22 protein-coding genes are annotated in these 23,166 nt (G+C 57.0%); 18 read left to right on the top strand and 4 right to left on the bottom strand.

The genetic code is table 11. From position 1 onward, the window contains the following. Positions 1-176 precede the first annotated feature (176 nt). The 4 genes from DYU11_RS21055 to DYU11_RS21040 all read right to left on the bottom strand — a co-directional run bounded on the left by DYU11_RS21055 (position 177) and on the right by DYU11_RS21040 (position 3,238). Positions 177-1,322, bottom strand: coding sequence for a chromate transporter (locus DYU11_RS21055; RefSeq protein WP_119669701.1), 1,146 nt, complete (start codon positions 1,320-1,322; stop codon positions 177-179). Between the two features lie 10 nt (positions 1,323-1,332). After that, entirely contained in the window at positions 1,333-1,752 is a 420-nt protein-coding gene (locus DYU11_RS21050; protein WP_229365968.1) for a hypothetical protein, read from the bottom strand. 209 nt (positions 1,753-1,961) lie between these two features. After that, positions 1,962-2,819 (bottom strand): chromate resistance protein ChrB domain-containing protein, encoded by an 858-nt coding sequence (locus DYU11_RS21045; RefSeq protein WP_119669700.1) that lies wholly within the window; start codon positions 2,817-2,819, stop codon positions 1,962-1,964. A 206-nt stretch (positions 2,820-3,025) separates the two neighbouring features. After that, complete coding sequence (locus DYU11_RS21040; protein ID WP_119669699.1) at positions 3,026-3,238, bottom strand: hypothetical protein; 213 nt, start codon at positions 3,236-3,238, stop codon at positions 3,026-3,028. A 128-nt stretch (positions 3,239-3,366) separates the two neighbouring features. On the opposite strand from DYU11_RS21040, the gene DYU11_RS21035 reads away from it, so the two are divergent. The 18 genes from DYU11_RS21035 (at position 3,367) to DYU11_RS20950 (ending at position 23,148) form a co-directional block, all read left to right on the top strand. After that, a complete protein-coding gene (locus DYU11_RS21035) occupies positions 3,367-3,636 on the top strand; it encodes a hypothetical protein (RefSeq protein WP_119669698.1) in 270 nt (89 codons plus the stop codon). Further along, complete coding sequence (locus DYU11_RS21030; protein WP_119669697.1) at positions 3,636-5,057, top strand: hypothetical protein; 1,422 nt, start codon at positions 3,636-3,638, stop codon at positions 5,055-5,057. Before DYU11_RS21035 ends, DYU11_RS21030 begins: the two co-directional genes overlap by 1 nt. After that, complete coding sequence (locus DYU11_RS21025) at positions 5,057-6,016, top strand: DUF6712 family protein (RefSeq protein ID WP_119669696.1); 960 nt, start codon at positions 5,057-5,059, stop codon at positions 6,014-6,016. Before DYU11_RS21030 ends, DYU11_RS21025 begins: the two co-directional genes overlap by 1 nt. An 11-nt stretch (positions 6,017-6,027) precedes the next feature. Continuing rightward, positions 6,028-6,429 (top strand): hypothetical protein, encoded by a 402-nt coding sequence (locus DYU11_RS21020; RefSeq protein ID WP_119669695.1) that lies wholly within the window; start codon positions 6,028-6,030, stop codon positions 6,427-6,429. Then, positions 6,377-6,913, top strand: a complete 537-nt coding sequence (locus tag DYU11_RS21015) for a hypothetical protein (RefSeq protein WP_147367989.1) — start codon at positions 6,377-6,379, stop codon at positions 6,911-6,913. The genes DYU11_RS21020 and DYU11_RS21015 overlap by 53 nt, the downstream gene beginning before the upstream one ends. A 12-nt stretch (positions 6,914-6,925) precedes the next feature. Beyond that, entirely contained in the window at positions 6,926-7,522 is a 597-nt protein-coding gene (locus DYU11_RS21010; RefSeq protein WP_119669693.1) for an N-acetylmuramidase family protein, read from the top strand. Positions 7,523-7,534: 12 nt separating this feature from the next. Further along, positions 7,535-7,867 carry a hypothetical protein gene (locus DYU11_RS21005; protein ID WP_119669692.1) on the top strand — a complete coding sequence of 111 codons (333 nt, stop codon included), beginning with the start codon at positions 7,535-7,537 and terminating at the stop codon, positions 7,865-7,867. After that, positions 7,864-8,763 (top strand): hypothetical protein, encoded by a 900-nt coding sequence (locus DYU11_RS21000; RefSeq protein WP_119669691.1) that lies wholly within the window; start codon positions 7,864-7,866, stop codon positions 8,761-8,763. The genes DYU11_RS21005 and DYU11_RS21000 overlap by 4 nt, the downstream gene beginning before the upstream one ends. Next, the gene (locus DYU11_RS20995; RefSeq protein ID WP_119669690.1) at positions 8,760-9,260 is read left to right on the top strand and encodes a hypothetical protein; all 501 of its coding nucleotides are present in this window, start codon (positions 8,760-8,762) and stop codon (positions 9,258-9,260) included. Before DYU11_RS21000 ends, DYU11_RS20995 begins: the two co-directional genes overlap by 4 nt. A gap of 57 nt (positions 9,261-9,317) precedes the next feature. Next, positions 9,318-12,050: a hypothetical protein gene (locus tag DYU11_RS20990; protein WP_119669689.1), complete on the top strand. Its 2,733-nt coding sequence runs from the start codon at positions 9,318-9,320 to the stop codon at positions 12,048-12,050. After that, on the top strand, positions 12,040-14,325 hold the full coding sequence (locus DYU11_RS20985; RefSeq protein ID WP_119669688.1) for a right-handed parallel beta-helix repeat-containing protein: 2,286 nt from the start codon (positions 12,040-12,042) through the stop codon (positions 14,323-14,325). The genes DYU11_RS20990 and DYU11_RS20985 overlap by 11 nt, the downstream gene beginning before the upstream one ends. A 2-nt stretch (positions 14,326-14,327) precedes the next feature. Beyond that, positions 14,328-16,418 (top strand): hypothetical protein, encoded by a 2,091-nt coding sequence (locus DYU11_RS20980; protein ID WP_119669687.1) that lies wholly within the window; start codon positions 14,328-14,330, stop codon positions 16,416-16,418. Positions 16,419-16,447: 29 nt separating this feature from the next. After that, a complete protein-coding gene (locus DYU11_RS20975) occupies positions 16,448-19,192 on the top strand; it encodes an SGNH/GDSL hydrolase family protein (RefSeq protein ID WP_119669686.1) in 2,745 nt (914 codons plus the stop codon). 79 nt (positions 19,193-19,271) lie between these two features. Continuing rightward, on the top strand, positions 19,272-19,862 hold the full coding sequence (locus tag DYU11_RS20970) for a hypothetical protein (protein ID WP_119669685.1): 591 nt from the start codon (positions 19,272-19,274) through the stop codon (positions 19,860-19,862). Positions 19,863-19,881: 19 nt separating this feature from the next. Then, complete coding sequence (locus tag DYU11_RS20965) at positions 19,882-20,622, top strand: hypothetical protein (RefSeq protein ID WP_119669684.1); 741 nt, start codon at positions 19,882-19,884, stop codon at positions 20,620-20,622. Next, on the top strand, positions 20,622-21,089 hold the full coding sequence (locus tag DYU11_RS20960; protein WP_119669683.1) for a hypothetical protein: 468 nt from the start codon (positions 20,622-20,624) through the stop codon (positions 21,087-21,089). The genes DYU11_RS20965 and DYU11_RS20960 overlap by 1 nt, the downstream gene beginning before the upstream one ends. Continuing rightward, a complete protein-coding gene (locus DYU11_RS20955; RefSeq protein ID WP_158600332.1) occupies positions 21,058-21,966 on the top strand; it encodes a hypothetical protein in 909 nt (302 codons plus the stop codon). Before DYU11_RS20960 ends, DYU11_RS20955 begins: the two co-directional genes overlap by 32 nt. After that, positions 21,967-23,148 carry an SGNH/GDSL hydrolase family protein gene (locus tag DYU11_RS20950; RefSeq protein WP_119669681.1) on the top strand — a complete coding sequence of 394 codons (1,182 nt, stop codon included), beginning with the start codon at positions 21,967-21,969 and terminating at the stop codon, positions 23,146-23,148. Positions 23,149-23,166 lie beyond the last annotated feature (18 nt).

Raw genomic sequence — 23,166 nt, 5'->3', positions numbered from 1 at the left:
GTTTCAAAAAGGCGGTAAGAAGCGTTACAAGTCTGAAATTGCAGCTAATAACCGTTCATAAACAACAAGTTATACAAAAGGGTTACTGCTCAAATTCATAGGGCGAACTGCATGACCTGTGCTATAACTTCTAGCAACTATCCTTATAAAAGGAGCGTATTTTGAGAATAAGCACTTTAGGCAATGTAACGTAGTAACAAGCCAACTAAAGCAGCTCCCCCAATAAGATAGAGTTCAGACAGCTTTTTATATCGGTACAGTAAGCCAAGTGAAGTTAAAGCAATCAGAAATGCTGGCAAATCAACTAACTGCCTTCGCCCTAGTACAATTACCGCTCCACCTATCGCTCCTACGGCCGCGATTGTAATACCATCCACGATGGCCTTTACGCCGGGATGCTTGCCCCAGCGTTTGAAATAAGGGGCTGGCAGTACTGTAAACAAATAGCAAGGCAGAAACGTGGCTATGGCGGCTACGCAGGCCCCCGAAAATCCAGCCACTAGGTAGCCTATAAAGGCCACCGTAATGACCACAGGGCCAGGTGTGATCATGGCTACGGCGACCGCATCCAGAAACTGTTGTTCGCTTAGCCAGCCATATTCTTTTACCACCCCTCCATACAAAAAGGGCACAATAGCCAGCCCACTGCCGAAAACAAAAGCTCCCGCTTTCATAAAGAAGAGCGCTAATTGCCACAGGATCGAATCAGATGGCAGGGCGAAAAGTTGTAGCAACAACGGAGCGTAACTACTTCCTGAATCTGAACGAATAGGCCCCCTGGTTTTGACCAACCAATAAATACCACCTGACAATAACACCAGCCATAGGATCTCTTGTTCAGCAATAACTGTAGCCAGAGCTGAGACCGTAAACAAAATCCAACTCAGAGCATCTTTACTCACGGTTTTTAGGGCTAGTTTGTGGGTGCCAATGGCAATAATGCCAATCACAGCGGCACCAATGCCATAAAAGATAGCTTGCATCCAGGGCAAGCCGTTAAACTCTACATAAGCCCAACTTACCCCTAGCACCATCGCAAAGGAGGGTAACACAAAAGCCAGTCCAGTAAACGTGGCTCCAGCAACACCATAATGAATGTAGCCTATATAAATGGCTAATTGAGCCGCCAACGGCCCTGGCGCTAATTGAGCCAAGGCTAATCCTTCTCGGTAGTCTTCTTCTGAGACCCATTGACGTTCCATCACTAAGTCGCGGTGCATGGCACTGACTAGAGCGGGTGGCCCCCCGAAACCAACGGTACCTAAGCGCAGAAAATAAGCGATTAGCTCCCTTCGGGTGTACGAAACAAGGTGCGGTTCCATCGTATATGAATCAGAAGACGATACCAAACTGAAATCCTACCGTCAGCGAAGGGCCATGATTATTTCCGAAACGAACGGGTAGCGGTACAGCCACAAAGTAGCTGTTGGTTGGACCTTTGCGTACGATTTTATTGAGTACGGGTGTGAATCCATAGCGCCCCGATGTTTCAAAAGCTAACCGGGTAGCTAGTGTATAATCTTTGCCCAAGTTTACTAACACACCGGGATGAAACAGTACGTTGGTGACCTTACTAGTCCCCTGCTCAGCCCGCACTAGCGGAACCACTTCTACACTAAAACCAAGCAACTTGGTTTTCCATAGATTCAAGCCAATGGGAAAGCCAACTGCATAATAGCGGTCAAAATTAGTTTCGGTTCCCGTATCATTCCAAGTCACAAGCGGATGTAATACGCCTAAATAGCCAACCATGCGTGGATATACGGGTGTGGTGGGCGGTAAGGGTGCTTGAGCTAAGACCCTGACTGAGGGCGTTACTGACCATAACGCCATAATACAGAGAAGAATAAAGGCCGCTTTAGGCGCTGGCCCGACTGAACATATACAGTACAGTTTATGCATCGAATGAGTATCTTTTTGACAAGGATACGGGCTCGATAGGGCCAAAAATAGAATAGATTCTACCTGTTTGTATTGGTTTTACTTTTTTGCTTATTTTTTCGATAATCCGACGGATTTTGGTCCATCGTTTTTTTGAATATGCGGGTAAAGTGACTTTGATCGGAGAAACCCGTCAGATAAGCAATTTCGGTTAGGGTATAGGAAGTATTTTCCAGCAATTGGATGGCTTTTTTGATGCGGAGCTTACGAATATATTCGCCAAAGGAAAGGTCATCGAAATAGCGGGCAAATGTGCGCGACACATAGGCCGGATTAACGTCGAGGCTTTCCGATAACTCATTCAGGCTGAGTGAAAGATTCGTATCAATCTGATCCTGAATCAAGCACTTCAACTCCTGCACCCAAACGGGTAGTTTTCGCTTACTGGCTGGTTTGTGATAGGCTTGTAAGACCGCTAATAGGAGCTGTTCGGTTGGGCTTTGGGTGTGTTTGACTGCCTGAAGATGCTTCGCCCAGCTATAAAGGGCATCATAGATCAACATGGCTTGGGAGAGCAGTTGTTGATCATCCTGGATATTGAAGGCAAGCCCTGCTGAAATGGCCCAAAGCCCCGCCGACTGTGCCGCTATAGCATGGTTATCGGTATCGGCCCCACGAACAATGGGAGCTATTGCTTGCAAAGCGGAGTCGGTAAGGTCATGTTTTTGGAGGAAATAATCGAATGTGCAACGATCCTCGTAATGGGTGTACTCGACTCCTGGCACATCGAAGGGAATTGCGTTTAGGGTTTGGGCTTGGGCAATAACTTGATCATTAGGAACAAAAATAATAGTGGCTTCTTGGTCGATGAATCGTTTGATGAGCCAGGGGCAAGCCAGGCGGTCAATCTTGGGTCGTTCGCGGGTTATCCAGTTCATGGCCCGAACTTACAGTATAGCTTGCTTTCTTGTTGCTCTTTTACCGAATCATAAAACGCCCGAATTGAATGACGTTTAGTTAAAAGTCGCCATAATTATCAATCTGTTCCAATCGCAGTCTCAAATTCTCGTCTCCCGTTTCATCGTCTCATATTTATCGTTATCACTGGCTTTAAGAGCCATAGTAGATAAATTCAAGCTTCTTTCTACTCCGGAAGCTGCCAGAGTTTCTCCTGCTTGATGCAGAAGCCGGCTTTCTCCAATAATTCCTCTTTTTTTTCGGCACTCACCTGATCCTTTCTCCATCGCACCCGCATCACGCGCTTATGCTGGTGGGATAAACCCGTAAACGACCAGTAATAATCACTGGTCATGAGCATAGCGAAGGCCTCATCGGTCGTGGGTGCTTTATTGGACATTATAATTGAGATGCTGAATTTGTCTGTCTAAAGCTACGAAGATGCAACGGCTTTGATGCAGTCAGTCCCTCTGCGTCATCGCGGGTGTCGCGGCTGCGGGCTGGGCCTGTAGCCAATTTGCCCACCTCATGATCAAGGTGCAGGACATGGTGCAGCAGATGCGGGCAACGATTGGGCCTAATCGCCCTAAACCGTTTGCCCTCATCTACTGTACAGCCGATCGCAAACGCGGCACCGGGGGCCAGATCCGCGAAATCCGAAAAGCGTTTCTGGTCAGCACGCGTCGTGCCGGCAAATCCAGGGGTTGGAAAGTTAACGTGCAGCCCCTTGGTACCCGCGACATCATATCCATTCACCTCGATCTGATTCTCTACTTCAACAATCAGGACCTGGTTTGATGAGCGCGTACGAATTTTTCCCTGGCGACGGTTTCGATGTGGCCCTATCCCCCAGGCTGGGTATCAGCTTCGCCCTGGAGAACGACCGGCCTCATCGTTCGGCCGGCAATTCAGCCGCTTCGGGCCTGCAGCCGGGCACGTCGCCGACCATTGTACAACCCGACCTGGCCCGCTACACGACGGCCGGCGGGGATATCATGCCCTGGGGCGAAGGCAACGACTTTCCGCAGCGCATTTTTAAGCTTTACAACAAGAGCACCATCATTCCCGCCACCCTGGGCAAGGTAGCCTCGATGCTCACCGGCCGGGGCATAATGGCCGTACTGGAGGACATCAACGATGATGGCGAAGAAATCGACCGGCCGCTGCCCCAGAATGATCCGGTGACGCAGGAGATTCTCGCCTTCATCACCTCGACGATGATGAGTCTTTATCTGCGGGAAATGGCCGGCGATGCGGCCTGGTTTTTCAACGGGTTTCCCGAGATGATCATCTCCAAGAATCGGCAGAAAATCGTGCAGATGCACCCGCTCAACGCCGAGGAATGTCGCTGGGCCCGCATGGATGAATTCGGCAACATGCCCTACGTGTACGTCAGCGCCGACTGGCCCCACACGACGATTGAAAACCTCAACACCAAACGCGTCGATGCGCTCGATCCCCACCGCTGGGACCGCGTCGACTGGGTGCGCGACAGCAGCTTCTACAACGTCGTTTATCCGATCAGTTACCCCACGCCGGGCACCCGTTTCTACAGCCTGGCGCATCACTACAGCATCGTTGAATCAGGCTGGATGGATGTGCACCTGGCCGTGCCGTCCTTCAAGAAATACCTGATGAAAAACCAGATGTCGTTGAAGTACCACGTCAAAGTGGACAAGGACTACTGGAAGGAATTGTGGGGCGATAAGTACACGATGGCCTCGGACGAGGAGAAGCTCAAACTACGCAAAAGCTGGATCGACAGCATCACCAAGATGCTCACCGACGTCGATCACGCGGCCACGACGCTGGTTACGACCGTTCAGGTATCACTCGACGGAAAAGTTACCAAGGATTTCGTAACGGTCACGCCCGTGACCGATTCGATGAAAGATGGCAAATACATTGAGGACAACCTCGAGGCTTCCGCCCAGATCCTCTACGCCCTGAACGTCGACCCGACGCTGGTGGGCTACGCCGGTGGCCAGAAGATGGGGGCACGCTCGGGCGGCTCCGACAAGCAGCAGGCGTATCTGATTGCCCTGGAGCAGCTCTCCCCGTTCCGGGGCATGCTGATCGAACCCCTGGAGTTTGTGGCTGAATTCAACGGGTGGAAAAGGCGCTTTCCTAACCTGCGGTTCCGCTTCCGGGATCAGAAAATTATCGCTACACCGGAAGCGAAAGCCAAAACCAAACCGAAAGACAAGCAAGAGAAGTAATGGGTTTATTCACTGGAGATACCGAACAGTTTCGTCAGTACGTAGCCGTGAACGTAAGCTTCACGCTCGACGACGTCCTGCCGCAACTGGAATCGACGCAGGAAACTCTACTGCCGCGTTTTCTGGGCGACACCCTGACCGAGCAGCTGATCAGCCTGGCCGATGAAAAGCCCGAGGATCTGGAGGGGCCGGAAAACCGCAAACGCAAGCGGGCACTGCACCTGATCCGGGTCGCCGTCGCCCGCATTGGCTTTGCCGAGTATCTGCCTTTCGCTGAGGTGCAGATCGGCGACGACGGCATTACCGTGCCGGGGAGTCCCGACCGCAAGGCCGCCTACGAATACCAGACCAAAAAGCTGGAGCGGGCGCTGCTGGAAGTGGGCTGGCGGTCGTTGGACGAGCTGATCACGCTGGTGTCGAAAAACCCCGATGAGTTTCCGGGGTGGGATGAATCGCCTTACGCGGACGAATTCGCTGAGGCCATTTTTAAGACCCCTGAGGAGTTTAGTCGGTTCTACCCGATCCAGGACCGCTGGCTGACGTTCTGGGCGCTGAGGCCCTATATACGGGCCGTCGAGGACGAATACGGAGGATCAGCGCTGGTACGGCTACAGGCCCTGCCGGAAACGGTGACCGATACCCAGAAAAAACTCATCCGCAAAAAGCTGCTCCGGGCGATGGCCTACCAGACGATGCTGGAAGCGATTCCGAATCTGAGCATCGAGGTCAACGGGGTGAACGTTCAAGTCAACTACGGCACCCAGTTCGGCAACGCGCAGTACTTCCAGCCGCCCGGCCGGGATGAACTGGACTGGGTGCTGGGCAACCTTCGCAAACAAACGGATCTGGCCTGGTCAACCTTCAGCCAGGCCATCGATGAGCTCATGCCTCCGACGCCCCCGTCGGATCAGGACGGCGGTGCCGGCATGGCCAGTACTGACGCCGTCGTACTTCTCTAACCTGCCAGTCTATGAAAGCCCTGTTAACCCTCCACATTGATCTGCTTAAGGTACTCACCGTCGTTTTGGTGGGCTGGTATCTTTTTCGCCTGGCTAAAATCTGGGTGCTACCAGATGAAGAAATTACCTCCCGGATGACCAGAGCGGCCCGCACAGTCATTGCCACGTTGCTGGTCGTGCTGGCCGTGGCTGCCATTGGGTTTCTGTCGGGCTGCAAACCCAAACCCAAACCCGTGGCTTCGCCAGCGTCACCGGTCGTTCGGCCGGACACCCACCGGCAGCACCTGGAACGCCAGCTTGAAACGAGCAGCAACCAGGTTACCCGCATTCAAAAAAAAGCCAAACAAACCGTAACTGATTATGAAGACGCTCTTAAGCGCTTTGATGCTGATTCTGCTATCGTACTGCCATAGCCGGGCCCAGTCCGTGCAGGCGATGGTCAAAGATCAGCCCTTTCCGTATGCTACCGGTGTAGCCATGGATACGCTGCTCTACGCCCGCATCAAAACCAGACTCGTGCTGGCCGATACGCTGCGTATTCGTTCCAAACGGGCCGTGGATTCGCTGCAGCTGGAAATCCGGCTGACCCGCAAGCAACTCGATGATCAGGTTCGGTTGGGTCAGTACGACGCCGGCCGGGCGGGTGCGCTGGCTACGCAGATGAACGTGCAGCAGAGTCTGCTCGTCGATGCCCAGACCAGCCTGCGCCTGGCTCAATTAGCCTTTGATGAAGTCTTAACCGCGTTACCTCGTCGGGTCCGTAAATCCCTCCGGACGGCCGACGAAATTGCCAGGGCGACCGTCAACTACGTCCGTACGCTGCAATCACGCCAGTGGAAATGGGGTGGGTTTGGGGCAGGCGTTGGGTTTGTACTTGGCCTGGCTCTGATGCTGTAACGAAACCCGACCATGAGCAAACTTCTCACCCTGGATGACTTCAAGTCAGCGGCCCGGCTGCTCAGGACCGGTGTGGCTGAAGTCCGGACACTGGCGGCAGTGGAAAGCAACGGCCTTGGCTTTTTGCGCGATGGCCGCGTTGTCATTCGTTTCGAAGGCCACATTTTTCGCAAACTGACCGGTGGTCGTTATGACCGCAGCTACCCAACCTTGTCGCACCCCTACGATCCAACCTATCCCTATAACAAGGGTGTTGCCAGGGATTACGCAAGGCTCCGTCAGGCCATGGAACTGGCCCCCGAAGCGGCCATGAAAGCCTGCAGCTGGGGTATGTTCCAGATCATGGGTTTCAACCACCGCGTTTGTGGGTACGGCTCGATTCACCAGTTTGTCGATGCCATGAAGGAGTCGGAAGGCAAACAACTCGACGCCGTCTGCCAATTCCTGATCAGCAACCGCCTGGACGATGATCTGCGTGAACACCGCTGGCCTGATTTAGCCCTTGGCTATAACGGCACCAACTTCCGGGGCCGGCCCGATACGCTCGACGACGATTACGATTTGAAACTCGCCCGCGAGTTCGCCCGCTATTCACGATTATACCCCTAACCCCCAAGCACAATGGATGCAACTACGCTTATTCCCGAAATCCTGAAAGTATCGCCCTTTGCCGCCGTATTGGTATTCTGTCTGTACACACTCTGGAAATCAAATGAAAAGAAAGACCAGACGCTGCTGGATGTGGTGCAGAAACACACTGAAAAGCAAGACCAGCAGCAGGAGAAGCTTTTGACGGCGTTCAATCAGAACTCGCTCAGTAACGTTCAGCTCGCTCAATCGGTTGACAACTGGGGCAAGACTGTCGATCAGCGACTAACATCGCTGGAAGCCTCACAGAAAGCCCGGAACGGCCGCACTCTGCCGGCCCGCAAAACGACAACCCCTACGGCATGAACACGATCGATCTGTACCTGGGCAACACCCTGAAGCGCTTTACAGGCCCATCCAACTGGTCGGAGGTGACAGCCCACCAGGCGATTGGTCTGATGCGCGTCCGGGAACAGGTCGAGGGTAATTTTTCGGTGTTGTTTCCGGCCCTGCAGCTAATCTACGGCATGAAACGGCGGGACCAGCGCTGGCTGTTTGACCGGGCGTTTCTAAAGCGTAGAGGCTACGAGGATGAGGCCATTGTCTACACGGTTGATCTGGGCAACAGCCTGCTGGAAACCTTGCTGTGGGTGGGCGATATCGATCCGGCCGCTGAGTTTCCGGTGCCCCAGTTCCGGCTGCACGACTTCAAATTCGGCCGACCGTCGGTATGGCTGCGGCACCGCACGGTCTACGCCGGCCCCAGTGCCGGCCTGGGTACGTCGACGTTTGCTGAATTCATCTCGGCCTACAAAGCCTACCAGGATCGAAATTGGGCGCAACTGACGGCCGTGCTGTACCGGCCGGTGAATCCCGATGCGCTGCCTGGCCACGATGTCAGACAGCCCTTTGACGCCTATAGCGTCGAGGCCCGGGCTACCCGGTTTAAGCAGCTTGATCCGGCGCTGCTGTCGCTGGTTCAGTTTAATTTTTCGTGCACGATGCTGCTGCTGCAGCGGGCGTTCAAATACGTTTTTCCGGCCGAGGAGGAACCCACCGACCAGGTACCCACGAAAGTGCGGTTTGGCAAGCCCCAGAAAGCGACCTGGCTTGATGTGGCGATCGGCATGGCCAAACTGGACGTGACCAAAATTGAGCAGATTGAGCAGACCAACGTCTATCTGGCCCTGAAAGTGCTCAACGAGCAAAGTCGCCAGGCGGCCGAACTGGAGGCTGAACTGGAAAAACTAAAGAAAAAATGAGCGAGCAGCAGTACATCGATTACTTCAGCGAGCTGGCCAGTTTGCACAAAGCCATCCGGCACTCCGACGCGACGCGCCGGTTCTACGTGCTCGACGAAAACCAGGCCGAGCTCCGAAAGGCGCAGCGCACGATTGAGTTTCCCATTCTCCTTGTCGATCCCTACCTGGATGATCTGGACACGGCTCATGACAACTACCAGGCTAAGATCATGGGCGGGGTAAACGTCTTGGTGCAATGCCGAAAAGGCGACGTCTTCGACGAGCGTCGGGCCCGGGACGAAGCCCGGCGAATTGCCCGTAGCGTATTGTTTCGCCTGCGCCGGGATTGCCTTTCCCCAGGGGGTAAATTCCAGGGCAAAAACATAAAACCCGAGTTTGAATTCCGGGGCGAGCCGGCTCCTGACCTGGTTCCCAATGCCGTCGGCTGGGGGTATTCGTTTGAGCTTTGGCTTCCTTCCCAGGTAGCCGTTGATCCGGGTGACTGGATTGATTTGTAGCTCTGCGTCATCGCGGGTGTCGCGGCCCAGCACTAGCCTGGCGGGCAAATTCGCCCCATGCCCGTCACCGTTGTCAGCACCCCCGACCGCTATGCACTTACCAAAGGGGGGCGCATGTCGTTTACATTCTCCGGATCAGGCCGGTTGATTACGACCGGCTCCAGCGCGATCAGTTTGCTGGAGCTATCGGGACCGCTCGCGGAAGGTACCGTGATCAACCTGCGCTGGAACGGGCGCACCGAGAAGCTTGTCGTGCGCGACAACCCGGTGCAGCCCAACGAAATCCCCAGTGGCGACGGCTCGGCAGACTACGCGATTAGTCTGGAGCCTTTTTTCAAGGAGTACTTTTCCTTCCGGGAGGATTTTACCTGCCATGCGGCCATTATGGGGGCCGTTCGCACCATTGTCTTTACGGCCCTGCGGCCCGGCAAAGCCTTTTCCATTTCCGGTACCACAACCTCTTCGAATTGTAAGATCACCCAGTCCAACGAGGGCAGTGATCCCCAGTACCGGACCCAGTACTCAATCTACACTGAAATCTGGGTGCAGAAAGCCGGCACGGATGGCACCCAGGACGCCCATTTTGAGCGGCTCGGCAACGGGTACCCCATCGAAACGGATGAGGACGGGCTGGCCCGCATCGACGTGGGCAGCATCCTGCACAGCCAGCTGCAGCCCGACTGGCCAACCTGGGGCTTTCTCAACCCGAGTGGCTCGTTCAACAGCCAGCGAAAATACTTTGTGGCCTACGGCGAGGCCTGGGGGCAACCCCTCCAGATCGGCCGCATGCAAAAATCCGAGATCCGGACAGCCTACCTCGGCGGAGCGGATTACGTACATAAAGCCGATGCCGGATTTGATTTGCAGCTTTTCGTTCAGCGCGATTCGCCGGCCGATGACAAAGCCCTGCGCTTCGGGTCCAAAACGAGGTACGTCAGGCCCGATGAACCCCAATTCCTTACGTTCTTAAACACTCGGGCCACGGTCGAAGGCCTGCAGCTGGACGTGTTCCGCAAGTTTGACGACGGCTCGACTGATACTATATCCCCCTACGCCGATCAGACCTGGCCGCTGGGCGCGAAGATCACCTTCGCCGTGGGGCCGGGGCACCTCGACGTGTTCGACAACATCCCGGGCGGCAAACGCCTGGTCGAATACTACGTTAAAATCAAAACATCTGACGCGGACTACAGTGAGCCCTACCGGTTTATCATCTGGTACCGCCACGAGCCGTATCGTCGCTATTTCGTTTATCAGAACTCGCTGGGCGTGGTTGAAACGCTCGTTACCTGGGGCAAAGGCTCCAGTGAACTCCAGCGCTTCTATGAGCAGGCCGAACGGTATTTGCCGGTCGGCTACCAGGTGCAAGATGGCCAGTTCGTCGATTATGATATCACCCTGCAGCAGCAGGTTGAGGTAACCTCGGGCTTTCGCCGGCTGGACGAATTGAAGCTTTTCAACGACTTCTACCGGTCGCCCTGGCGCCTGCTGCTGCGAAACGGCCGGCAGCTACCCATTTCGATCGTTAGCAAATCCATCCGTCAGCTTAAAGATGGTGATACGCTGTTCTCCCACAAATTTGAATTTGTCGAGCAGCTCCGGAATGAATTTTACACGGAAGAGGACGAGGAGCCAGGCGATGCGCTTCCCCCGCAGGGCTTTACGCCGGCCGGCAACATCACCATCGAACAGCCGACCGTCGTGCAGAGCCGGGACAACACCGTACCCGATATCCTGCGCTCGGTCACCACGGCTGAGTTTAACAACATCCGGGCGAAGGCCGCTATTCCGGATCACCGCAACGAGGGTTATCTGAAGCAGGGCACAGCTGATCAGCTGTACGGCAAAATTTACACGCCCGATTCAGCCGTCACGACTGAGGAGATAGGGCTTCAAAACCTGAAGACCTACAATTCAGCCACCAAGAAGGATGAGCTGGCCACGGCCGAGCAGGTAAAAGATTTCCTCAAATACGGCTTCGACGAAACCCTGCTCAACAATCCGGTAGCTCAGCGGGATGCGGTTTTCCTGAAGGCCAACGTCGTTTTTCAGGCCGACGAGTTGCAGCGGGGTATCTTCTTCGCTAATGAAGACGGCTCCCAGATCGTCGGCTACATGATGATGCGGGATGATGGCTCAATCGCCATCGGCTCGAACCCGAAAGGGCTGGCCATTGCCCTGGAAGATGACGGCTTTAAGATCAATGGCGAAAAGCCTTACACCCGGGTGTTCCCGCCACCACCTGACACCTATGATGCGGTGGTAAAAGCCGGCCGTGAAACCGGTGAGGAGGTCATATCAGGGCTCTATTCGCATCGCAGTCTACGCATACTCAACGGCAAGGCGCAGCTCATTGCCATCACCTACTACGATTCAATCAGTAAAACCTGGCCAATCGTCTTCAAGACGCCCAGAACGTTCGTCCGGGAAGATATTCAGCCCGAGCTGGATATCGTCGATCTCAAAAAGAAACTCGACGCCCTGGATAAGCCCGATGAACCTGAAGAGGACGAATGGGAGTGGGAAGAACTGCGCTGCTGGGATGCCCCAGACGTGATCACCAACACCTGGAAGCTGCAACCGCCCGGCGGAATCGTCCATGATCAGCTCTACGACATTCCCTTTGGCGACTACACTAAGCTCTACATCACCGCCTACAATCAGGACGGCACCCGCAACGATGCCATCGGCTGGAAAATCAATGAGCAGCCCTTCAAGCTCCGCGCGATCGTACCGCCTAATCTGAATCCATTCCCCGGTAAACTATTCTTCCAAATACATGAATCGTAACGTGTTCTACAGCCTGCTGCTGTTTTTAGTAACGTTTTCGGCCACCGCCCAGCGGCTGGTTCCCAACCTCACCGAAGCGGCCAAATACCGGCCCAACGTGCAGGGCCAGATAAACATCGTCGGCCTGCCCGATTCGAGTAAACTCATCCTGCGCTATGGTGAGACGCCCCAGCGGATGTTTATCGATACCCAGAGCGTGGTGGGCCTTCAGCAGCGACTGGGCCAGCTGGCACCCAAGTACGACGTCTACACCCGCGAGCAGGCCACCAGCCTGTTCAAACCTAAGTCCTATTCGGCCACCGCCCTGGAGGTCGGCCTGGAGCGGGCCAATAACACCTCCGACGAGGAAAAACCCCTGTCGGCCGCTGCCCGCACGGCCCTGATCGGCAAGCTGGAGAGTCGCAGCATGGCCCAGATCCGCCTGGCCGGACTACTCGACGGCCAGAGCCAGGCCGCTTACATCGTCACTGACAAAAATAAGGAGGGCGTCTTCCGGCGCGACGATAACGACTTCACCACCCCCGACAACGGGGCTACCGTCATCATTAACAGCCTGACGGGGTACCGCTATAAGCGCGTGGGCTACACGGCCCTCAACTCGCTGTGGTGGTGCAAGGGCGATTCCCTCACCGACGACACCCAGAACCTGCGGGCCTTCTATCTGGCTGCGGCCAATGATCCCGTTACCAAGATTGCGTTTGTAGCCGCCGGCAACTACCGCGTAACGGGTGAAGTAGAGATTCCTCAGAACGTGATCACCTACGGCACGGGCCATGCCTCCCGGATCTTCGCCGGCGGGGAGTTTGCGCCCTCCATCACGGTCCGGGGCAACAACGGCCGCTACCTGCTGCTGCCCGATCAGAACGTCACCATTCAGTCGATTCACCTCGACGTGAAGGGCTACACCATGGGCGGCATCTGCGCCATTCAGCGCGATAACATCCGCATCTACGACTGTGAGATTCACGGCTGGCGGGGAGCCGCGTTTGGCGTCGGGATCGTCGGCGCTGACAACTGCATTGTCGCCAGGAATCTCCTCTACAACGGTGACCACGGCATCAACGGCTTCGACGGCAACGGCACCCGTGTGAGCCACAACTTTATCTACCAGTGCTTTTCGGGCATCTACACCGGCGTCAGCTACAACTGTGAGGTCGACGGCAACATCGTCAAGTGGATGCAGGACGTGGGCATCGACTTTGAGCACGGCCGCAACTGTCACGGCTACAGCAACTACGTCGAGGGCTGTAAAAACGGCGAGTACACCATCTACGACGGCGGGTTCTACGGCAACGGTAAGGGCCAGATGCGTGATCTCCGCTTCACGGGCAACGTGGCCGTTCGCACCCCCCAGTACATCATCAGCTACCAGGCCAACGGAACGCCCGTATATGACAATTGTGATCCCAACTGGGGAGCCTTCAGCATCTGGTCGCTGGACACCAATGCGGTCGGCATTTCCTTTGAGAACAACATTGCCGACGTGCAGTTTGGGCTGGGCATTGCCCACTACCAGGGCTTTGAGATCAGCAACAAGCAGGTCGTCTTTAAAAGCAATTACATCACCACCCGCAACGGGGCCCGGAACTGGAACCTGCTGAACTCCGACGGAGTGACCATTACCGGCAACATCTTCGAGGATCTGGGCGGTGGTGAGGCTACCGAGAACCAGGTGCGCGATGCCCACCGGCTGGTGATCACCGACAACCAGTTCATTTACCGCAGCCCCAAAACCTCGGGCTACGTCATCAACTGCAACGCGATCGGCGTGGAAACGCCCACCGGATCGGGCAACTACGGCCCCTTCGGCACGGTGGGAGCCTACATCGCCCGCAACCACTTCCGGGGCGCGGACGGCCTGGCCATCAAGGTCGATATGTACCGCAGTGGTGGGCTTAAACCCACCCTGGAAAACAACGACCTGGGCGGCTATTCGGCAAATGGCGGCATTAACGTGACCGCCAACGGCGATATCATCGCCCGGGGTCAGCCCCTCAAGATCCTGCTGCCGGCCGGCGTCACCAACGTCGGGGCCATACCGGCGCTGTACCGATCGGGCGCTTCCAAGGCGGTGGGCAACATCGTCATGGGTCGGTCCGGCTACAATGGCCAGCTCAGCAACGCGGCCTACATCTCGGGTACGGGCTGGCTGATCAGCGCCGTCAACTCAGTCAATGGGCTGTCGGTCACCGCTTCGGGTGACAACGTGACCGTCACCGACGGTACCAGCACGGGAATTTCGGCCTATGCGGATCTGATTTTAAACTCCTACTAATCGTGAAACGACCTGTCGGCCGGGCCCGCAACAAGCGCACCGGCGAAAAGCAGTTTTTTATTCCGCCCCTGGGCTACACCGCCCGGCTGGAAGTCACGTTTCGGCCCAAAAAGGAAGGCTTCATCATCGACGTCAACGGGGTGGTCTTCGCTACAGCCGATGCTGACTGCGGGGGCGTGGTGGTGGTTCAGCCGCCGACCAACGTCGTGCCGGGCCGGCCGGCTTCGGTGCGCGACATCCGCATCACCCGCTCGACGGGCTGGATGGCCGTGTGGATGGACCCGCTGTCTAAGCGCATGGCCTACCGGCTGTTTGGCCCCGCCGGCTACACGGCCCGGGCCGGCATCACCGACTACCGGCCCACCGAGCCCAGCGCCTACCAGCAGCTCTCGAACGTGGCCACGCTGATTGCCGGGGACTACCAGCTCTACTACCAGCCCGAAGGCGCTACCGACTGGTCGCTCAAAGAATTTACCCTGACCGACCAGTATGACGACACCATCTTCCAGCCGGAAGTAGAACCCTCGGTCGGTGAGGTGGAGCCTAAACTGACCACCGACCGCTCGCAGCTCAACATCCGGGCGCAGGTACTCAATCCCAAGCCCGGTACCAAGCTGGAGGTGCGCATGCAGGGTATCGAGGGCACGAACTGGCCCAATTCGGGTGTCTTTGAGATGAACGCCCAGGCGGATGGCCTTTTCACCCACAGCTTCGCTTACCCCGACATCGACGATGGCATGAACCTCGAAGTGCGGGTCAACGTGCAGGGGCAGGGGGCGTTCGTGCCCCGCTTCGTCTACGTGCGGGCCGATGGGGCCGCGCCGGTCTGGCAGGATGGCGTAAAACCGAACCAGATCGAGCCGGGTCAGGATTACGCGTGGGTGCTCACGCCGGATGCCGCATCGGGCTCGCCCAACTACACGGTAGTCTCAAAACCGAACTGGCTCATCTTCGACGGCCTGCGGGGCTTCACCGGTACGGCCCCCGGGCTGGTACCAGGCGACGCCGAAACGATTACGCTGCGGGCGACCAACGCCTACGGCTCTGCCGACAAGACGTTCACCTTCACCTACGGCCAGACCACTGAGCTGGAGGCCGGGGCGCGGGTGTTGGGTCAGACGCTGACTGTAGGGGCCAATCCCGACCAGGGCGAGCCTCCGCTGGTGCAGGTAACCAAACTGGCCGGCCAGTACGCCTGGACGCAGACCGATGAGCGGACGATGGATGATTTCGACGTCGATATCCCCAAGGCGTTCACCTGGTCGCGCAGGGATTATAACAACATCCTGCCGGGTACCTACCTGATCAAGGTAACCTTCCCGGGCGGCATCGTCAAGTACGCTCAGATTCAGGTAACGGCAACGGCCCAGAACTACGAGCTGACGCTGACCGACACGCCACCGAGTTCGGCGCTCGCCCTGCCGGGTCCGGACGAAGTGCCCGAAGGCGGCTCCCGTCAGTTTACGGCCACCGGCGGCACGCCCCCCTACACCTACTACCTCAAGCAGGTCGTCAGCGGGGTATCGGCCTCGGCGCAGGGATTGGTCACAGTGGGTAACAACACGGCTACCAATGACACCCGATCGGCCATTCTGGTGGTCAAGGACTCGACCAACGCTACGGCCGAAAAGTCGTTCATCGTGCGCGATACGTCCGTGGCCGATGCCATCACCAAAATCGAGGTGCGCTACGACTACGACGGCACCAATGCCGATCCGCAGACCGGGGCGGGGGCCATCAAAACGCTGCTGATCCGCGTCACCCGCACGGGCAGTGCCGAGACCGAGGTATCGGTGGTGACCGACCGCGATCCGGCGCAGGACCCGGGTTGGCAGAATGGTCAGACGCCCGGCTCGTTCTGGGAAACCTGTTCGGCGGCTACCCGCCTGGGTGAGACCTTCTACGGCTACAATCAGACGAACGGCAATTCGACAACGGCCTACCGGGGCGTGGTGCGCGACAAGGCCACCAAGCAGGACCTGGGCAGTTTCAGCCTCCTGGCGAATACGGTTGACTCAGCCTGGCAGGAGATCTATCCCAGCGCCAGCGGGGCCACCATCGTCACCGTCGAGGACGACAGCTTCAATTCGTAATCCCCAACCAACGAACACCGTAACTTATCATGAAACGTTTGCTGATTATCTGGGTAGGGCTCTTGCTGGCCTTACCCAGTATCGCCCAGAAAAAGACGCCCCAGCGCCTGGCCCGCCGTGATCCGGCCACGGGTCAGATCAAGTACTACCTGCTCGGCTCGGTACCGACGAATACGTATAGTGTGCCGGGTGGCAAAACTCAGTACCAGCGCGATGCCAGCAGCGGCCTGCTGAATCTGATTGTTGAGGAGAACGGCATTGTTATTCCGGCCGGCACGGTACCGCCCCTGGAGAAGCCCCAGCCGCCCACCGGTACGAATCCGCTGCTTTCATCCCGCTTTACCTACAACAGCAATCAGCAGCTGAGCATCGAAGGGGCTCCGGCCCCGGGTCAGCCCGTCGAACTGAAGTTCGAGCCGGTAACGGGCAGTCTGCCCCAGATCCGCTCCAACCTCGGCCAGAACCTGACGCCGGGTACCTACTATCCGTCAGGGCCGCTTCAGAACCAGGGCGAATACACCCAGGAGTGGAGTCTGTACAATATGCCGCAGGTACCGATCCGCATCACCTGGCGCAGGATCTCGGATGGGGTGACCCATAGCTACGTGTTTGGTCCGGTGACGGCCACTAAGCAGCTCTTGTTTACCCGCTCATCGGGTAACGATCCTCCGCCAACGGGTGGGGCCACCTTTGTCCGGGTCGTCTTCCAGGGCAACAGCATCACCAAGCACCCCAACACCCCACCGGGTCAGGAAGGCAGTCAGGGCTTTACGATTGGCGAGGGCAACGCCTGGGGTATGGCGGCCACCACGCAGGCCAATGACTACGTACATAAGCTCGTAGCGCTCATGCGCCAGAGTTCGCCGGACGTGCAGTATCTGGCCTCGGGCAACGGGTCGTTCTGGGAACAGCAGTACCAGTCGGGCTACAATTACAGCCAAATTACCAATGAGGTTAATACCGCCTTCGGTGGTTTGCCACCGACCCATATCTACATTTCGATTTCGGAGAACGTCGATGCCGGCCAATTCAACGAAGCGGCCTTCCGCTCGGGACTGGATCAGCTCATTGCCGCCCACAACCCGGCTCCGACCACCAGGATCTACCTGCGCAACAGTTTCTGGAACGGCAAGGAGAACGTCAATGCGGTCCTGCAGAACTATGCGACCCAGAAAGGCTACGGCTTCGTCGATCTGTCGGACATCCGGGAGGGAAGCGCCTATACGGCCCAGAATGACTGGCAGCAGGCTAGTCCGGGTGTGAAGCGTCACCCGGGCAACAACGGCATGACGGCCATTGCCAACAAGAGCTGGGCGGTGATCAACAACAGCGGATCGGGCGGCAATCCTGGTCCCGGGCCTGGTCCCAGTCCTGGTAACGGCGAATTTATCAGCTACGCCGATCAGGGCTGGTCGGGAGCCGACTACAAGACCCTGAACAATGGCCTGGTGACGGTCAAGATTCGCCGGAGTGTTGGCGGCTGCGTCTGTCATCTATCCAGTAACAGCGACGGCCGGGGGCTGGTCAACGACTACCTGGTTGATCTGGGGGGCGGCCGGGGCATCGGCTCCGACAAAGGCCGGCAGATGCAGGTTGGCTCGGATTACTTTACGCCGGGTGTTCAATACCAGATCGGGGGCGACAACACCGGCTGGCACGGCTTTGACACGGGCGCCAACACCGTGCAGGGGGGTAGTCAGGCTCCGTTCTTCAACGAATCGACCGTTCTGGCCAGCTCCACCTTTACCCACCGCAGCGGAGGGCAGGGATTGTACGTCAAAGTCAGACCGAAGATATGGGGAGCCAATGATAAAGATGGCAACATCATTCTGGAGCAGTGGATCTGGCTGGAGCCGGGTAAGCCGATTCTGGGCTACTTCGCCCGCCATACGGTGCTGGAGCGGGATAACAGCCAAACCACCTGGCAATCGCGGGAGCAGGAGAACCCCTGTATCTATACCATACCGCGCCTGCGCAACCACAAAGTATCGCTGGCCGGCAATCCCTTCAGCGGAGCGGGCGCTACCAACTGGAGCAACTATCAGGGCTATTTCACCCCGACGGTGCGCACGACCGAGCACTGGGTAGGCGGCTACGACGTGGCCGGCTCCGGCATCGGCCTGACGCTGTATCAGCCCCAGAACAGTTCGTTCAAAGCGGGTTTGTTCAACTTCGGGGACCTCAACGCCGGCGAGTTCGGCAACGATGCGGGCTACATCAACGGAGCCCCGCTGGTCAACTACGACTCACCGGGCGTCTACGAAGACTACGGCTACGTGATTGTGGGCACCGAAAGCCAGGCCCGCAGCCACATCTACAACGATCTGCCTCGGCCGGACTATTCGTTTGACTTCGACTTCACCAAGGACAACGTCAAGTGGTGGAATTTCGACGCCAAGTTCAGAAAGGAGAATGGGAAGTGGCGCTTCTATGTCGGGGATGCCAAGACCGACAATAACGTCACCAGCTTCATTGGCAAGATATCGGCTCCTTACCGGAGCTACAAAGCCAGTGAGATTACTCAGCTGGAGATCACCTTCATTGGCCAGGGCTTTTCCGCGCTGAATCTGAATTGGGAAAAGCCCGGTCCAGAGAACTCGAACGGCTATACCAAAACAATCAGCGTCACCCCGACGGGGAGTCAACAGACGATTGTCATCTCCACGAGTCATCCGGACTGGAACGGAATGTTGTCAACCATCGGGATCGGGGCTACCAATGGCAGCACCAGCAACGGGGCGTACATGGATCTGATTCGTATTCGCAAGCTGTGACAATCACGGACGGGCAAAGGCCGGAATCACCTGTTCCCGCTGTTGGACACACCAGAAATGTAGTAACACCATAAAAACAATGAAAAAGCTGCTCATCATATTGCTGCTGCTGGCCGGTAACAGCTTCGCCCAAACCGAGCTGAAGGGGTGGACTGGCTACCGGGGTAATCCCTTCGACCGGGTCATTACCCTGATGGGCACCGATACGGCCGCGACCGTATCGGTATCAGCCTATCAGGAAAACAAGGCTGCGCTGTTGGCCCCGACCGATCAGCCGTCAGTCAGCAAAACCGGCAAGCAGCTGCTGATTCGCTGGGCCAACACCATCGCCCTGCCCGACCAGAGCTGGATTGAGATCCGGATGGGCAGCACTGTGCGGTACGCCGGCTGGCTGCTGATCAGCAAGGACCCCAAATCGTTCGTGGCTCCGCCCAGCAGCAACCTGACCAAATTCTTCACCTTGGAGAACGTCGCTTCCGGGCACGTGCTGCCCCACTCGGGAGCCAGTCGACTGCTGGTGGGGGATTGCTACCCGAGCGATCGGTCGACCGCCGATCCACTCTGGCGAGTGGAAGCTTTCGACGATAACACGTGTGTGTTGAGAGGTCCACCCAGCGAGACCTTTTCCGGTACCGTTGTGGTGACGGTGTATAAAAAGCTTTCCAATTAAACAAACCCCGTAACTCGTCATGAAAACTGTTATCAAAGTACTCTGTTTCTCGCTGCTGTCGGTCAGCGCCTTCGCCCAGCTGGAGGTCGCCAAGGGCGACACAGCCTCGGCCTCCAAATCAACCCGCCTGCGCATCGGAGCGAACAGCGCCGGCCGCCTGGGCCAGAAAGGTAACACCGGTAATTTCTCGCCCTACGCCCTGGTCTCCGAGGTGACGGCGGCCACGGGTGGCGCTATCACCAGCGTCAACGGCCAGAGCGGCCCTACGGTCACGCTGACCACCACAAACGTAGCCGAGGGGACCAACCTGTACTGGACCACTGCCCGGGGCAATGCGCTGTATCCGCAACTAACCGGCTCCTACGCCAATCCGGCCTGGATCACCTCACTTGCCGCGGCTAAAGTGACGGGCCTGGCCACCGTGGCCACGTCGGGATCGAAAGCCGACGTCGGACTCGGCAACGTCGACAATACGTCCGATGCCAACAAACCGATCAGTACGGCCACCCAGACGGCGCTGAATGGTAAAGCCAACACGGCCACCACGCTGGCCGGCTACGGCATTACGGACGCTGATCCGTACCAGACGGCCGCTACGTACGCGGCCATGAACGCACTGAGCTTTTCAGCCAATACGGCCCGAAGAGTGCTCGTTGTGGCTGACGAAATCTACGGGAAAGCAAATCAGTGGTACATGGTCTGGGCCGATGGTACCGGCACCATGCACGCCGATAAGATCGTAACCATTTCGGAGAAGTAATGAGAGCCATTGTACTTCTGCTGGCTGGCCTGCTGATGGGGCTGGCCAGCTTTGGCCAGGTGGCCAGCTCGACCCAGTACGGCGTCGTCAAGATTGGCACAGGCCTGAGCGTAACGAACGGCGTGCTGAACGCCACCGGCGGGGGCGGCTCATCGGTCGCCTACCAGAAAATTACGGCCACGTCCACGATTGCGCCCACCGCAGGGTATACGGTGATTTCCGTCGATAATGGCTCTACGGCCATCGCTGTCAACCTCGATCCGGCCTCGACAGTCGGGGCCATCGTTGTGGTGAAGCGGTATGACAACAGCTCGACGGCCAACGTGCAGATCAACGCGACCGGCACGGCGCAAATGCAGAACACGCTCGGGCAGTTTGGGGACGGAATTCTCTTGCCCACCGGGGGCGGGACACGGCACTGGGGGTTTGTTTGGAATGGAAGCAACTACGAGCAAATCAGTCAATAACCAGATGAACGCACTCAATACGGGGCTGTTGTGGCTTCTGCTGTCAGTCAGTGCCTTCGCCCAGACGCTGACGAACGTGCCGCCGACGGTCAACGTGACGGGTTTTCGGGGCAACCCCATCAATCTGGTCCTGCGCTTTGCCGCCGACCCGCCATTTGTGACGTGCCGCGCCTATGACGGGCCTGAAGGCCGGATTCTGCCGGTTCCCGATCAGCCGGCGGTAATCTATAACGGGCCGTTCGTAACCCTTCGCTACAGCAAAACCGCCACGTTGCCGGCCGCCGTCTGGCAGGAGATCAGCTGGTCGGGCCGGGTGCAGCTGAAAGGGTTTTTACTGTTCAGGAAAGAGGCACCTCCCAGTGGAGTGGTGCGGGCCGATACGGTGTATCTGCGCACCACCGACGAGATGCCGCTGACGATATCGGTACCCAACTACCAGCCGGTTACCATGGGCGACATTCCGGGCCTGGATGCGATGCTGGCCGAGAAAGTCGACCGGGCGCTATACGAAGCGGATCAGTTGCAGCAGCAGCTTAGCATCAGCCAGAAAGCCGACCTGACGACAACCTACACCAAAACGCAAACTGACGAGCTGCTGGGGGGGAAGGTCAACCAGTCGACTTATAACACCGAAAAAACGGCCCAGATGCTTAGCATCAGCCAAAAGGCCGATGCGGCCAGTGTCTACACCAAAACGCAGGTCGATGCGGCCAAACCGACACTGAGCCTGGTCAGCACGTTTGCTCAGGCGCAGGCCCAGGTCCAGGCCGGAAAGCCCGTGCTGTTCATCATTACCGCCGACGCCAGCTACGGCTCAAGCCTAACGCTCTGGGATGGTGCGGCCTGGTACGTAACACCTCTTATACCCCGTAACTAAATGAAACGCGTACTCTATCTCATTGCCTTCGCTCTGCTTGGTGTAGCTAGTCAGGCTCAGCAGCCTGGATTTCCTACGTATCAGACGCAACCAGTCAGCATCAGTGGCACGGTGCCGGTGACGGTAGGTAATAGTCACTATCTGGCCCGCATCATGCAGCCCGAAAAGGATCGTATGCGCCGGGAGGGTATGCGGGTTAACCAGGCCTACACGACCTACGCGCAGAGCCTCACCGTAACCCCCCCCCAAACGCAAACGCTCACCATCAACAATAACACAGCCTATTTCTCCTATACGCCCCAGGTAGGTAACAAGACCTGGTTCGAGGAAATCAATGTGAGTGTAAGCGAGCCCACGTACATCGCGCTGCAGTGGCAGAACTCGCCCTTAAACATCGCCGGGTTTGCGGCCAACTATGACCCGGTTTATGTGACGCCGAATCAGCCCTACAAATTCACGATCAACAACTGGGTCTACAATAACGAAACGATTGCCATCACCCAGGTTGGCAGTTTTACAACCACGCAGAATTTCTGGGTCCGGGTCGGCGTCAGCGCGGCCGTTCGTACCACGATGGATTTTGGCCGGAATGCCGAAAAGGTCATTCTGAAGATTCACGACAGTATTCTGAATGGATCGGGGCCGTCCAGCTGGGAGGATTATTTCGACGCCAGGCTTCGTACTGAACTTCAGAAAGTGACGGGGAAGACCTGGGAAATTATTGGCAAAGGGAACGGCGGGTTTACCTCGTCGCAGATCGAGGCCATGCGCTCCCAGGGCGAAATACGTAACATCATCCAACCGGACATCATACTCTATGAGCCCATGATGAACGACAATGATGCCAATGTGTACGACGCGAACCTGGCTAAGATGATCGCTGAAAAGCAGACGTACTTTCCGGGGGCACTTATGTTCGTCATTGGCATTACACCGCGCTCGGATGCGAATGAATCAATTTTGGCTCAATGCCGCGCGAAAGCCGAGGCCCGGGTTTTGGCCACTAATGACAATCGAGTAATACTGGTAAATATGGGCGATCTATGGTCGCCGGGTGCAACCCCGTCGAGCTACTGGGTCGATAGCTCCCCCCCGTATGTTCACCCGAATGCCACCGGGCACGGCCTGATGTTCACCAGGCTATGGTCCAGAGTTTCGCCAGTACTGCATTTAATACCCTAACGTTTCACCTATCAATCC

It is taken from the genome of Fibrisoma montanum, assembly GCF_003583365.1.
Lineage (GTDB): Bacteria > Bacteroidota > Bacteroidia > Cytophagales > Spirosomataceae > Fibrisoma > Fibrisoma montanum.
The sequence above is the reverse complement of the archived record's forward strand: the minus strand, read 5'-3'. Positions and strand labels throughout refer to the sequence as shown.

Excerpts from the sequence above, each read along its gene's own strand:
- DYU11_RS20995 (WP_119669690.1), top strand. The coding sequence starts at position 8,760 with ATGAGCGAGCAGCAGTACATCGATTACTTCAGCGAGCTGGCCAGTTTG.
- DYU11_RS21005 (WP_119669692.1), top strand. The coding sequence starts at position 7,535 with ATGGATGCAACTACGCTTATTCCCGAAATCCTGAAAGTATCGCCCTTT.
- DYU11_RS21045 (WP_119669700.1), bottom strand. The coding sequence starts at position 2,819 with ATGAACTGGATAACCCGCGAACGACCCAAGATTGACCGCCTGGCTTGC.
- DYU11_RS20960 (WP_119669683.1), top strand. The coding sequence starts at position 20,622 with ATGAGAGCCATTGTACTTCTGCTGGCTGGCCTGCTGATGGGGCTGGCC.
- DYU11_RS21025 (WP_119669696.1), top strand. The coding sequence starts at position 5,057 with ATGGGTTTATTCACTGGAGATACCGAACAGTTTCGTCAGTACGTAGCC.
- DYU11_RS20990 (WP_119669689.1), top strand. The coding sequence starts at position 9,318 with ATGCCCGTCACCGTTGTCAGCACCCCCGACCGCTATGCACTTACCAAA.
- DYU11_RS21020 (WP_119669695.1), top strand. The coding sequence starts at position 6,028 with ATGAAAGCCCTGTTAACCCTCCACATTGATCTGCTTAAGGTACTCACC.
- DYU11_RS21000 (WP_119669691.1), top strand. The coding sequence starts at position 7,864 with ATGAACACGATCGATCTGTACCTGGGCAACACCCTGAAGCGCTTTACA.
- DYU11_RS20965 (WP_119669684.1), top strand. The coding sequence starts at position 19,882 with ATGAAAACTGTTATCAAAGTACTCTGTTTCTCGCTGCTGTCGGTCAGC.
- DYU11_RS20985 (WP_119669688.1), top strand. The coding sequence starts at position 12,040 with ATGAATCGTAACGTGTTCTACAGCCTGCTGCTGTTTTTAGTAACGTTT.
- DYU11_RS21055 (WP_119669701.1), bottom strand. The coding sequence starts at position 1,322 with ATGGAACCGCACCTTGTTTCGTACACCCGAAGGGAGCTAATCGCTTAT.
- DYU11_RS21010 (WP_119669693.1), top strand. The coding sequence starts at position 6,926 with ATGAGCAAACTTCTCACCCTGGATGACTTCAAGTCAGCGGCCCGGCTG.
- DYU11_RS20950 (WP_119669681.1), top strand. The coding sequence starts at position 21,967 with ATGAAACGCGTACTCTATCTCATTGCCTTCGCTCTGCTTGGTGTAGCT.
- DYU11_RS20955 (WP_158600332.1), top strand. The coding sequence starts at position 21,058 with ATGGAAGCAACTACGAGCAAATCAGTCAATAACCAGATGAACGCACTC.
- DYU11_RS20975 (WP_119669686.1), top strand. The coding sequence starts at position 16,448 with ATGAAACGTTTGCTGATTATCTGGGTAGGGCTCTTGCTGGCCTTACCC.
- DYU11_RS21030 (WP_119669697.1), top strand. The coding sequence starts at position 3,636 with ATGAGCGCGTACGAATTTTTCCCTGGCGACGGTTTCGATGTGGCCCTA.
- DYU11_RS21050 (WP_229365968.1), bottom strand. The coding sequence starts at position 1,752 with ATGGTTGGCTATTTAGGCGTATTACATCCGCTTGTGACTTGGAATGAT.
- DYU11_RS21015 (WP_147367989.1), top strand. The coding sequence starts at position 6,377 with ATGAAGACGCTCTTAAGCGCTTTGATGCTGATTCTGCTATCGTACTGC.
- DYU11_RS21040 (WP_119669699.1), bottom strand. The coding sequence starts at position 3,238 with ATGTCCAATAAAGCACCCACGACCGATGAGGCCTTCGCTATGCTCATG.
- DYU11_RS21035 (WP_119669698.1), top strand. The coding sequence starts at position 3,367 with ATGATCAAGGTGCAGGACATGGTGCAGCAGATGCGGGCAACGATTGGG.
- DYU11_RS20970 (WP_119669685.1), top strand. The coding sequence starts at position 19,272 with ATGAAAAAGCTGCTCATCATATTGCTGCTGCTGGCCGGTAACAGCTTC.